Annotated in this window: 12 protein-coding genes; 4 read left to right on the forward strand and 8 right to left on the reverse strand. The window is 60.3% G+C overall.

The genetic code is table 11. From position 1 onward, the window contains the following. A partial coding sequence (locus ACODTJ_RS28490) for a hypothetical protein (RefSeq protein WP_488851528.1) occupies positions 1-463 on the forward strand: 463 nt, incomplete at its 5' end. A gap of 1,083 nt (positions 464-1,546) precedes the next feature. Here ACODTJ_RS28490 and ACODTJ_RS28495 read toward each other — a convergent pair. Continuing rightward, the gene (locus tag ACODTJ_RS28495; protein ID WP_488851530.1) at positions 1,547-2,278 is read right to left on the reverse strand and encodes a hypothetical protein; all 732 of its coding nucleotides are present in this window, start codon (positions 2,276-2,278) and stop codon (positions 1,547-1,549) included. Positions 2,279-2,536: 258 nt separating this feature from the next. Here ACODTJ_RS28495 and ACODTJ_RS28500 point away from each other — a divergent pair, with 258 nt between their 5' ends. Then, entirely contained in the window at positions 2,537-2,788 is a 252-nt protein-coding gene (locus ACODTJ_RS28500) for a hypothetical protein (protein ID WP_488851532.1), read from the forward strand. A 46-nt stretch (positions 2,789-2,834) separates the two neighbouring features. Here the strand turns inward: ACODTJ_RS28500 and ACODTJ_RS28505 are convergent, their stop codons facing one another. Continuing rightward, positions 2,835-3,374 (reverse strand): hypothetical protein, encoded by a 540-nt coding sequence (locus ACODTJ_RS28505; RefSeq protein WP_488851534.1) that lies wholly within the window; start codon positions 3,372-3,374, stop codon positions 2,835-2,837. Positions 3,375-3,671: 297 nt separating this feature from the next. Further along, the gene (locus tag ACODTJ_RS28510; RefSeq protein ID WP_488851536.1) at positions 3,672-5,270 is read right to left on the reverse strand and encodes a DNA methyltransferase; all 1,599 of its coding nucleotides are present in this window, start codon (positions 5,268-5,270) and stop codon (positions 3,672-3,674) included. A gap of 185 nt (positions 5,271-5,455) precedes the next feature. Between ACODTJ_RS28510 and ACODTJ_RS28515 the strand changes: the two genes are divergently transcribed. Next, positions 5,456-6,097 carry a 3'-5' exonuclease gene (locus ACODTJ_RS28515; RefSeq protein WP_488851538.1) on the forward strand — a complete coding sequence of 214 codons (642 nt, stop codon included), beginning with the start codon at positions 5,456-5,458 and terminating at the stop codon, positions 6,095-6,097. Further along, positions 6,094-6,894 carry a hypothetical protein gene (locus tag ACODTJ_RS28520; protein ID WP_488851540.1) on the forward strand — a complete coding sequence of 267 codons (801 nt, stop codon included), beginning with the start codon at positions 6,094-6,096 and terminating at the stop codon, positions 6,892-6,894. The genes ACODTJ_RS28515 and ACODTJ_RS28520 overlap by 4 nt, the downstream gene beginning before the upstream one ends. Here ACODTJ_RS28520 and ACODTJ_RS28525 read toward each other — a convergent pair. The 5 genes from ACODTJ_RS28525 to ACODTJ_RS28545 form a co-directional block, all read right to left on the reverse strand. Beyond that, positions 6,891-7,361 carry a hypothetical protein gene (locus tag ACODTJ_RS28525; RefSeq protein WP_488851542.1) on the reverse strand — a complete coding sequence of 157 codons (471 nt, stop codon included), beginning with the start codon at positions 7,359-7,361 and terminating at the stop codon, positions 6,891-6,893. The genes ACODTJ_RS28520 and ACODTJ_RS28525 overlap by 4 nt on opposite strands. After that, positions 7,361-7,591: a hypothetical protein gene (locus ACODTJ_RS28530; RefSeq protein ID WP_488851544.1), complete on the reverse strand. Its 231-nt coding sequence runs from the start codon at positions 7,589-7,591 to the stop codon at positions 7,361-7,363. The genes ACODTJ_RS28525 and ACODTJ_RS28530 overlap by 1 nt, the downstream gene beginning before the upstream one ends. Next, positions 7,591-8,787 carry a hypothetical protein gene (locus tag ACODTJ_RS28535; protein ID WP_488851546.1) on the reverse strand — a complete coding sequence of 399 codons (1,197 nt, stop codon included), beginning with the start codon at positions 8,785-8,787 and terminating at the stop codon, positions 7,591-7,593. Before ACODTJ_RS28535 ends, ACODTJ_RS28530 begins: the two co-directional genes overlap by 1 nt. Before the next feature lie 155 nt (positions 8,788-8,942). Next, positions 8,943-10,673 carry a tetratricopeptide repeat protein gene (locus tag ACODTJ_RS28540; RefSeq protein WP_488851548.1) on the reverse strand — a complete coding sequence of 577 codons (1,731 nt, stop codon included), beginning with the start codon at positions 10,671-10,673 and terminating at the stop codon, positions 8,943-8,945. 496 nt (positions 10,674-11,169) lie between these two features. Next, positions 11,170-11,655, reverse strand: a complete 486-nt coding sequence (locus ACODTJ_RS28545; RefSeq protein WP_488851550.1) for a hypothetical protein — start codon at positions 11,653-11,655, stop codon at positions 11,170-11,172. Positions 11,656-11,871 lie beyond the last annotated feature (216 nt).

Raw genomic sequence — 11,871 nt, forward strand, 5'->3', positions numbered from 1 at the left:
ACAGGTGGCCGGCTTCGTTTCGGAATCAATGGCCGGCTTCATCGGAATACGCACGCCTGACTACCTAAACCCCACAATCTGGAAGCGAGGTCTTGCCATGATCTCGTATTTGCAAGCTGCGCGTGAACTCGACGCGCGGTGGACTGGCTCGTTGCAGTTTTTGCCGCCAACCCCGACGTTGCGGAACGAGCACGATTGTATCGTAGCCCGGCAGATTGCCGCAACGGAGGTCGATCTGTTCAATCGCTACGCCAGGGAAATCGCGGCGGCGAACGGGCTCAAGTTCGGGCTGTTGATCGATCTTTACGACATGCTGCTCTCGACCGGCCTGATTTTTGCCGACGAACTTGATGAAGCTCGGCCCGTCTGGTGCCAACCGCCGACATCTCGACACGCGCCCCCCTCGCCAGCGCCCAAGCCCGGCCGATCGAAGCCCAGGCTGCACCGGACGTATCGCGAGTAAGGCGCTCATCTCGGTAGCCGCTGGCTGGAATCGCAGCGAAACGTCCTCGCCTTGTCACAGAACTGGAAGCCCAGATGTGTGAACGGGCAATCGTCAGTATTCAGAGAAGCTCCTGGTCATCGTCTTGAGGCGGCCTATCGTCGGTGACTTCCTCGATCAACCAAGCATCTCTGACCAGCCAGTCGTGTGACCTGCCGCAGGCTGGACATGCCTTCAACAGGCGGGGAATGTTGCACTTCCCCTTTCCGCGATCATGCGTTTTTTCACCGGTAGCGACAGGCAGGCTGGTCTCGGGGCATCTGATGGCAAATTCGCGCATCTGTTCCGTCGTTCTTATTGAGCGCGGGCTCTCCTACACAATTCTAACGTAAGGGCAAGAGCGATAAGCCGGGGGCGTCGATCGCAAGCGAAATGAATCCTCCTGAACCGAAGCTGGTCGGCCAGGGATCAGTTCGCAGCGCCACTTCTCGGGCACAAGAAAGCCGTCTCGAACGGGGGGTAGTTCGAGACGGCTTTCGACGTGAGTTTGACCTCGACGCCACCCCGGTTCGGGGTACAATTATTTCTATCACGATTTGAAGACCGCCGCGATCCGAGGACGCCGACATTCGGATATCCGAGAAACGGGTCGCTGCGCCCCGACCGCATCGCATGTGCTGCGATCCGGGGGCGATCTTGTGGCTCAAGGCCCCACGTCGTCCTGGCCGAGCATCAGGTCGGCAGCGTCGTCAGATGTGCCTTTCAGAGAGGCCGAGCAGGCTGTTATACGGAACGTGGCGCGACGCAATCCGCGCCGTCCCACACTTTGGCCGCCACAACGGCGGCCCTTCTTTTCCGGGACCTCCGCTCAAGCCTGGAGACCGCTGAATGACGCAGAAGGAATGGCTGCGCCGCATCGAGGAACTGGAGCGCGAGCAGCGCGCACATTAATCAGAGGCGCGCGATGCCCAGGGGGATGCCGTTGGTGAGGCCATTCAGTTTCTCATCAACGAAGGGCGCGCCAATGGCTATTCCTTGCCTGACGGGCGGCCTCTGAAGACGGGATGAAGGACAGATCACCGTGCGTCGGCGGTTCAGTCCGGCTCAATGCCGCGCGTCCTCCGCGCCGAGCATCTCCACCCTGAATTTCAGCATCTGGTCGAAGACCGGCGTCTTTCGGAAATCCTCATCGTGCCCCCAGCCGGAAACACGTTTCTGTCTGCGGGTCTCCAGCATTCCAAGCCACGTCAGGGGCCGAAGGACGCGGGTCAGCATGGCGAAGCCTGGGAGGTCATGCGCGACGGGCTCGCCGATGGTGTCCATGATCGTACAGGCAGGGGTAAGATGGTCGGTCCTCGACCATTTGTGAGCGGTAACCGACAGGCACCAAAGAGCCAGCCCGGCATGATGTTGCGGCCAGAACTCCAGCGGGTTCCGGTCGAAATCCTGAAGGTTCATCCTCCAGAACACGGCTTGGAACAGTTCGCCGAGCAGAGCAGGCGCGGCTTCTTCCGCAAGCAATGATTTCGCGGCCTTGGTCGGTTTCAGGACCCCGGCGCGTTTCCGCAGCAGCCCAGCCACCTGCAAGGCGATGCGGGTGAAGAAGACGCCAAGGGCGTCCTGCTCGTTGATGACCTTGTTCATCGAGAGCGTGAGCGTCTTGTTGGAGCCCGGCCATTCCGTCTGGTCGAAGACGTGCCAGACATCCACCCCCTTGAGGAAGCCAGCCGGGGTCAGGACCAAGCCGCCCTGCTTCATCGCTAGGTCCAGCAGCAGCCGCGCGGCGACCACCATTGGAACGGCGAGCGCCGTCTTGATCGGCACGTCGTCAGGCATGAGCCGCAGAGCCCTCGGCATCCTGTAGGGAGGCTCCAGCAGCCCTTGATCGATGCGGGCTGGAGATGCGCCCAGGTGGGAGGGATCGAGGTCACATGAGGAGAATAGGCGACGCCCTGACGCAGCCTCAACATCCATGTCACATGCAATGCGTGGAAATTATCTCTTGCTCCGCTGGCAAGCGCGCAAGGTGGTCTTCGACCTTGGTCGAAAGGTGGAGGGCTTGCTTGACCTACGCCGCCGTCATAGGCGGACTGCATGCCGTTTCGAACCCTTGTCGCCGATGAAGAGGATATGACCAATCTGGTCGAGGTGTTCGACGCCGCGTGGATCGAAATCAACCATTCCACGCCGATCGCCCCGCCATATCGCTTGGCTGCTCAAAACCGGCTGGGCGAGATTATCGTCGCCATGTGGAGGGCTGATCCTGGCGCGCCAATCGTCGAGCGGGCGGTCGCCGAGTTCAATGCTCAAAGCTCAGTACCACCGCCCGGCCCGCAGGTGCTCTGAACTCCGGCGGTGTTGCTGGGCGACCGGCTGCCGAATGCGGTCGTCTTCAAACAAGCACCGGCATAGCTTCGACCATCACATCGTCAATGACCGGCACAGGGCGCTTCCTGGTCGTCATCACCGGCTCGATCGCGACCTTCAGAGGCTGATATCGGCCTTTGCTGCCCACAGTCGATATCGCCGAGACCGACAGGGCCGCCCCGTAGACTTCGGTGCGGAGGTTCTCGATCTCGATCGACCGTAGCTGTACCTCTCCGCGCCGCCGGAACGTGTGCACGAACTCAATGGTCGAAATCGAGCCAAGCTCAACAATGCCGTGGAAGTCCGCCTCACCGTACCAGCCCCATACCCCGACGCTTCGCCAACCCCGGTAGCGACGCCTCTGATAGGCCACGGCGTTGTGGGCCGACCTTCTCAATCGGTCGATATCGTGCGGACCAGCAATGGCGCGCTCGACCGTCAGCGCGTGGAGCCGCTGCGGTTCGCAGGCGAGAATGCGGCGAGAGACATGGAGCGCGTAGCGCCAAGCGCAGCCGGGGCACGAGACCTTCTGGCACCGATGGGCCGAACAGCAGGAATTGGGCATGATCTATTTAGCGGTGGTGAGCCCCCTCAACTAAATATGGGATGACAGACGCGTTCAAACAGTCGTTGCGCCAGCTTGCCGCAGACCTCAAGACCCAGAGAGACCTTCGCCATCCGTACGTCGTGAAGCAGAACGGCATGACTCGCCAGACCCTTGGAGAGGACCATTTCCAGGCGATGAACTCGGAACGTCGTCTCTGGATTGAGCGAAACTGCTCGGCCTCCGTTGCGTACGATCAACTCCCGCGCGGAGCCGGACAGAAGTATCTTTTCGAAAGCTACTATGACGCCATCGGTTTTAAGATGCGTTTCGGATCGCGGGTTGTTCCTGAGGCTGAAGCTCGCTGAGCGGCGACCCGTTCTTCGGCAAGACCTTCGCGATCCGGCGTCGCGCAATCTCGATATACTCGGCCTGCTGTTCGCAACCGACAAAGCTGAAGCCCTCCTGGATCGCCGCGATCCCGGTCGAGCCGGAGCCCATGAAGGGATCGAAGACCGTTCCGCCGGGCGGGGTTACGAGCCGGACGAGGTATCGCATCAAATCGTTGGGCTTGACGGTGGGATGGTTGTTTCCTGAACCTCTGTCGGCCTTCGATGCCTTGGCCGCGTAGAAGTACCGCCCCCAAGTCTCATCGATGTCAGTGAGGATCACATTGGCTGGCCACCTGCCGTTCTCGGCCCTTGGGGCCTCGACGCACTGCTTCAGGCTCGTCGTTGGCCGAATTCCCGCCGCCACGTTGGCCTCAGTATAGCTCGCAACACCCTTGCTACCGGGGCGGGATGTTGGCCGGTCCTTGTGCCCGATGCCCACGGGGCCGGTTGGAGATAGGCCACGGCCAGTCAGTGCGACGGAGGTTCCGAGTTTCCTGCCCGCCCGACCTTGCTCGATCCATTCGCTCGTGGGGATTCGGCAAGCATCGATGTTCATCGCCCCGGTGCCGAACCTCACGACGTTGGACCCTACGCTTGTTTCCGCGAGTGGCTTGCGCGCGATGATGATCGGCTCATAGCCGGGTTTGAGGGCTGTCCCGCGACCTGCGTGCTTGCCTCGAAGATTGAGAGATTTCGGAAAACCGGACCCGAACAGCCACATGATCTGGTCTCGTATCTCGAAGCCCGCATCCTCGATCGCGACGGCGAGGCGATGGAAGGTTCTGGGTCCACCAAACGCGACGAGGTGACCGCCCGGCTTCAGCACGGCATATGCCGCATGCCATGTCTCGACATCGAACGCGATGTCGCCGCCGTCCCATACCTGCCCGAGAAAACCGGTGGCCACAGTCCTATAGGGGTTGTCACTGCCCGGCTCGCCGCCCTTCAATGCCGCTGCTCGCTTTCCACCAAAGCGGCGCGCGATCGACAGGTGATATGGTGGATCGCAGATCACGGCGTCGAACAGCAACCCTTGCTGGGCGAAATCCCGCATATGCTCGCGACAGTCGCCCAGGAGAACGTGGGCGGTGGGCGCAGGAGATGGCGGCGGCGTGGTCTCGATCGCGACATCGACCAAGGCCATCGACAAGTCCAGCCCCGCCATGGCCGCGATCAACGTCGAGATGTTGCCTTCACCCCGCTCGACGCGCACCAGTGCAGGCTTCGAAACTCGGGCCAGGGCGCAGAGACGTTCCTGTGACAGCCCTGCGCGTTTCCGAGATTGAGCGACCCAGCGGCCAAGCTCGACCTCGGGAGGTTGATCGGCGAAGCGGTGGCCGAGGACCGCGAGGACGGCGATCAATGAGGCCAGCGAGCCACGCCCGGCTTCCAGGTTCGCGAGGGTGATACGACTGATGCCCGCGTCCATCGCGAGCGCGCTTCGGGTGACACGGTGATGCCGTCGCGCTCGGACAAGCTCCTTGCCGAGCAGAGGGGCAGCGGCTTCTAAATCGTACAGGTTCATGAACTGGAGGTCGTAATTCTAGGAGGGAACAGACCGCGATTCTGGCAAGGAATCGTGACTGCCAGCCTAACGGTCAATTCGTCGGTCCCGTCATTGGAGGCCGTTTTGATGTTGCCGAGATCGGCCCGGTGGCGGCATCGTTTGGGAATGCGGAATCATGCGGGAAGCTTGAGGGGCTGAGGTAGTTGGACAACATCCCGATGGGGCGCTTCGTCGTCCTCGACTTCGAGACCACGGGTCTCAGCCCGACCCTGGGAGCACGCGTGATCGAGGTGTCGGCCCGCGAGATCATCGATGGTCGGGCTGGTCAGGAGTTTTCGACACTGGTCGATCCCGGCCTCCGCGTGCCCGCCGAGGTCACGCATATCACCGGCATCACGACGGCGATGCTGAGCGGCGCGCCGAAGTCCTCCGCCGTGATGCGTGAGTTGGCCGACTTCATCGCGGCATCGCCGGTCGTGGCCCACAACGCGGGGTTCGACCGAAAATTCCTGGAGCATGAGGCGCAGGATTTCCTCGACGGGCGACAAGTTCGGACACTGTGCACCTTGCTGCTCGCCCGGCGCGTGTTTCCGGGCCGAGCGAGCTACAGGCTTGGCGACATCGTGCGGGAGGTCGGGATCAACGTTCCTGGGCAACTTCACCGGGCCAGCGCCGACACCTGGGTGACCACCCGCCTGTTCGCGCGAATATGCGCGGACGCCCGCTCGCGCTGTACCGCTCAGCACTTCGATCATGACGTGCTGCACCGACTTCAAAGCGTGCGAATTGCTGCGGCATTCGAGTGGCTGCAAACTCCGGCACCGCCCGCTGGAGCAGCCGCTTGATAACGGAGCAGGGATCGGTCGTCGGCATCGACGTGGGATGCTCTCCAACCCGTCGATCCAGTGCCATTTGTCGGCTCGATTGGTCCGCATCTGGTGTTTCATGGGACATCGCGCGCTTCCGCGCTGTCGAACCGGAGCGCGAGCGTGTGATTGCCCAGGTCGCGGGCGGTCGCCAGATCATCGCGGCGGCCTTCGACGGTCCGATCCGCCGAGGTTTCGGGATCATCGGCAGGTATCGGACGGCTGAAAGGATGCTGACCCGCCGCCTCCGTCCGCTGATCGGCAAGCCGGGCGAATCGAGTGCTCCGGTCGGCAAGTTGCTGAACGAGCAAGCCAACGACTGCGTTCGACACCTCGTCGCGTGCTGCGATGTACAAGATGCTCGGCACGGTGTGGCTATCGACCAGAAAGCGCTAGTGGAGGCGTTTCCGAGTTCGTTCCTTGGACTGATGATCGACAACCCGGAGCACCTTTCGGCATGGAGAGGGGATCGCTCCGACACGTTTTTCCGTCACCTCGCGGCGACCGGCGGCTTCAGTGTGCTGATGGAGTGCCTCCTGCCGGGAAGGAGACTGACGCTCAATCCAAGCGCCATCATCAACCATGATGACCGAGCGGCATTTGTCTGCGCCCTGACCGCGCTTTGCGTCGCAGCGGGCCAGTTTGTCGCGGTCGGCGACGAGGATGGTTGGATCGTCCTACCGCCGCGCGCATTCATTCGGTCGCCGCAGTGGAACCTGCTTGGGCTCAATGCCGAGAACGAGCCTCTTGGGTCGCTGCATGAAGCATTGGCTTAGCTTCGAGCCGCGATCTGGTCGAACACCCCCTCGGCCATCTTGAGCCTTCTCTCGGCTTCCTGCTTCCGGTGCGCCGGATGCTTGTCAGGGTGTAGAGCGACGCGATAGGCGCGCCGTGCCGCAGCTACGAGCCATTGAGGCGCACCGTCATTGAGTCCGACGCGCCGGAACAAGGCAGCCTTCGGATCGCACTCCGAAGCAGCAGCCAAACGAAGCCGCTCAATCTCGCACCGCAGCGCGTCTGTCTGGGTTTCCGCCTCCGCCACCATGGCTTCGAGCGCAGCGACGTAGTTGTGGTCGATGATCTTTCCGCCGTGCGAGGCCGAAACGGCATGGCGTTCTATTGAAGCCGAGATCAGCCACAGCACGGCGATCGCGATAACGATCAGCACGACGTAAGCGAACAAGGTCACCCACGGCAGCGAGATAACCCAGCCGAGTGCGGCGAGGACGAGAAGAGTCCGCATCAGCGCTCCCGGAAAAGCAGCGCCTGGAGCAGGTTGGTTCGGCCAACGAGCCGCCCATGCCTGTCACGCGTTATCCTACTTCGCTCCTCATAAGCGCCGACGCGCGCGTCACGGGCGATCAGCTTGCCGACCAGTGGCTGGCGCTCGATCACGCCGATGACGACACCTTGGCGGTCCCGGAGGACCACACGCGCCGGAGCCTGCTGAATCTCGACGATGGCCGCGTCCATCACGCCGCGCCCTCGGCCATATCGACCGTGAGTTCATCGAGCATGCGGGCGATTTCTGCATTCTCGCCCTCGGCATCATCGTCGTCAACGCGCCGAGCGTGGTAGTCGGCGAAGGGCGCGTTCGGAAAATGATCGAGCAGAGCTTGGAGCCCCTCCTGCTCGGCGGCTGGAAACGGGCTGGCCTGATACAGAATGCCAAGCTGGTCGAAGCGTTCGCGAATGGCCGCCGCAACGGCGGGTTTCACACGACGGTTGCGCGGACCCACCACCTGTTCGCACGAATAGCGCGCTTCCGCCCCCGACTGCACAAGCGCCAGTTCGATTACGGCGTTCTCGCCGGGCCGAATCCACTCCACCAGAATCCGTTCGCCAAAGAATGCATAGGACATCCGGCTCTCGGCACAGTTTCGGAAGCGGCGTCCGAGGCTGGCCTGCTCAGCCCCCAAACAAACGCGCAGATCGGGATCATCATCAGCGATCGGGAGGGGACACGGCAGCCGAACTTGGCGGCCCATCCAGGACTGTGCCCATTCGCCGATCTTCACGCCTTTGGTTCCGGTCGGAAGGCTATCAAGCGATTCTTTGATCGCTTGGGGCGTCGCGTCGCACAGGTCCACGATCATCCGTGCGAAGGCGTTCAAAGCGGGAACTTCGGCGGGTTTAGTTCTCTCCAGCACCGCTCTGTGCTGAAGCACGTCGTCGAGGCCAGCGGCGACAACAATATGTTCAGAGCGAAGCTGGCCTTCCAGTTGCCCGAGCGCTTTGGCACGGCCTCGGTTCTCGGACCTCGCGAAAATGTCGAAGGTCTGCCTGTAAATCTCCGAGCCATACAACGGCATGCACCCGAACCTGGAGAAGGCCCCCAGCAGCCCGTCTGGGCAGGTGCCATAGAGCGCTCCGAGCGTGCTCTTCGGCTTCATCAGGATCAGCGCCCGCGCAACTTGCGCCAGCGGATCAAGGTGTTCGATTCCAGCCAGAGCATCCGGTGCATGATGCGCGATGCGATCCAGGAAGTCCCTGGGTCTGTCGAGATCGACTTCGGCAGCGACGGCGAAGATGGCCTGCCGGGCGAGATTGCTGGCGTAGAGAGTTTTCAAGATGAAATGAGGAAGCGAGGCTTCCAGTCGGGCCGCAAAATTCAATGAATAGCCACGGAATTCGCGTGGCGGAAACGGTAGGTGCTCGATCGGTCCCAATGATTACCCCATGTTGACTGCGAGCAGGCAAACATGATGCCGATTTGAATTTTGTCGAACGAAATGTTGGCAAGAGGAGGTCGATAACTTGACGCGCTTACGGACCCGTTGGCGCTGGTGACGGGCAAAACCCCGAGCCTCTGATCCGATGAATACTATGATTCAATCTGTCCGACCGGAAATCCCGCCTGACGGGCTCCTTCAATAATGATACGACGATCCGCCGCGCCGTAATTCCTCATTGCGAGTTCCGCCTCCAAGTTATCAAAAAACCTAGGCCGCATCTTCAGAAACTCACTGGCGCTGGCCTTGGCTTCCTGTTTCATGTTCGCGCGTGCAAAAATTAGTGCAGCGACAAAATGGTAGTTCGAGAATCGCTTCATATCGGCGCGCTTTATCCAATATAAAGCTCGATCATTATCGCCCGACATGTAGTAATTTTGTGCTAGAATTGCAGTGTAATATCTTGTATGATTGGGGTTTCTTTCGATTGCCTCCTCAATCATCGATAGTCCGCGCTTTCGTTCCCCAAATTGAGCAAGGCGGCTACCGAATTCGGCCAACATTTCGGTATCGTTTGGATTGAGTGCCAATGCGCGCTCTCCAATCTTCAGAGCTATTTCTGGCTCCTTGCTATAGAATAGCACGATCATTAATGCCTGAAGGGCACGAACGTTGGCTTGGTCGAGATTTACGGCCTGCTCCGCAGCCTCACGCGCCCGCCTTTTTCCTGCGGGTGCCTTTTGATGTTGATTAAACTCAAAGCGATCCTCGTCGAGGTAAAGGTAGGCCAACATCGCCCACCCCGTCGAATAACCTGGGTTGCGTGTCACCGTATCAATGAGGCAATCTCGCGTTATCTGATGTTCTTCTCGGGTCGGTTCTTTCCTGTATTGGTAGAAGCGCAGAATGCACAAATGAGCCTCTGCCCCAGCGGGAGTTCGCCCGGCGGCGTCGAGCGAAACCGGGGTGAATATCGCCCCGTATGGTTGAGCGACTGATGTCGCGACCCTTGTCGCAATGTCAGCTTCAATTTCAACGGCATCTGATCGATTTATATCGCGAGAATACACTTTGTTCCATAGGATGCGTTTCGTATTTCCATCGAGTAGTCGACTCAAAACGCGCAACTTTCCGTCGTGCACGCGAACGCTTCCTTCAAGGGCATAATTTACAGAGCCCGGTTGAAGCGGGGCTTGCAAAGAGCCACGCGACGCTAACGCGGCATCGCGGCTGATAATTCTTAACTCCTTAAAGCGCGCCAGTTGATTCAAGAGTTCGTCGGATATTCCTGCAGAATAGAGCCCTCCCTCCGGCCCAGAAAGATTGATGAAGGGAGACACCACCAAACTAACTTCTGGATTTCCGGGGATCGGCGAAGAGTTCGCAAAGCGGTGGCCGAAGGCTGCCCAAACCGCCACTACGGTGAAGACAAAGGCGGACCCAACAATCGCTACCACGAATTTGGCCCTTTGTAGTCCGCTTACAAGTGGCTCGGTACGATGAGGTGCTGGCTCCTGATGTCGTCGCGAGAATTTTGGGGCGTACGTCCCCTTTGGAATGTCGATCAGAACCTGATCCGAAATTCCGCCCTTTAGATAATAACGCTCTAAGGCACTGCGAAGCCGTCGCGCTTCGATCCGAACAACAGGGTCGTTTAGGGTATCGAAATCGTGAGGCCGATCAAATACCTTTGTGGCGATTGTGTAACCTTTAACGCCGTCGCCGCGACCCGCGAGTGCTTCTTCGACTACGAATGTAAGAAACGCTGTCAGGCGTTGTGGGACGGCGAAATCGGGACTCGAGAGAATGCGAGCCAACTGCTTCCGAACCTCTTCCGGTTCCGGCGCGCTTGATCTGTAGTCAGCAGGTTCCATTGAGTGCATGAAATGATCTCGCGATCCTGATTGGAATCTTAAGCGGCTTCTAAGATTGAGCCAATAGCATTGCGCGACGGCAGCGAATTTCGGTTGCACGATGTGTATTCACGGCCTTCGGCAAGCCGAATTACGGAAGGCGCGGTATTCGCGCGTCAGCGAAGCAATGGAAGCCGCCTCCATCATCTCCCTTCTCCAGATTATCCGGTCCCAAGATTATCCGGTGGCCTGCCGTTTCCACCTTCTCCTGAAGGTCCGACCGTCGCGCGTTTCGCGCCACCATCCTCGGCCCACCAACCGCCCTCTCTCGCCAGCCCCGGTCCCAAAAACCTCCCGCCGACGCGCTCCCGACCGTCATCGCAAACCCCTGTAGAATCGGGGCTGGCGACGATGCTCGAAGGCGGCGGCGAGCGTGGTCGGAACCATCTGTTTTTGATTGCGCTCCGACCGGTCAATAAGAGCATCATGGACAAGCCCGACAGCATGCCATTGGCCATCACACGCTTCAACTCGGTTCGCGACTTTCTCGCTCGCGCCGCCAATGACGCCACACGATGGGCGCGAGCCAGAATCCGCCGATCGCGACAAAGCCGAGCCCGAACAACATGTTCTGTCGAACCGTCTCGTTCAGCTTTGCCGCCGTCTCCTCATAGGCGAGGAGGACCCTGCCATTGGTCGTCGCCTCGTAGACGAGACGCCTGCCTGGATCGACCAAGAAACTCAGTTTTTGACTGCGTGGGATGCGGTCCAAATCATCGACCCACAGCGTTTTCGCGGGGCGATACGTTCCTGAAATCCGACCTGCCGCCAATAGCGGAATGTCCTGGGTCCGATAAGTGCCACTGCTCTGGCGGTGGCCAGGGCCACCGTATCGGACCAGTGGTGTCGCCACGGTCATCGGGCCGAACTGCTCGATCAGCGACAACCGCTCTCGGGATAGCGGGCCTTTCCACCATGAAGCTGCAACGACGATGATTCCGAGGGCGAGCATGGCAGCCCCGATGAGCAGCCGCCAAAGCTCGCTCGGCTTCCGCTGCCCCGTCATACGCCCCCGCAGCGAGTGATCCAGGCAACCGCATCCGTCGCCCGAGTGTGTCGCGAAGATTGGCGGGCATCTCAGGCTGCGACAACCACCAATTTCTTAGCCTCTCGCAAACGGTCGTTTCCGCGAGGCACGTGATGTGGGCGAGATCGTGGGGGATTCTGC

This window comes from Allobosea sp. FG18 (assembly GCF_057809495.1).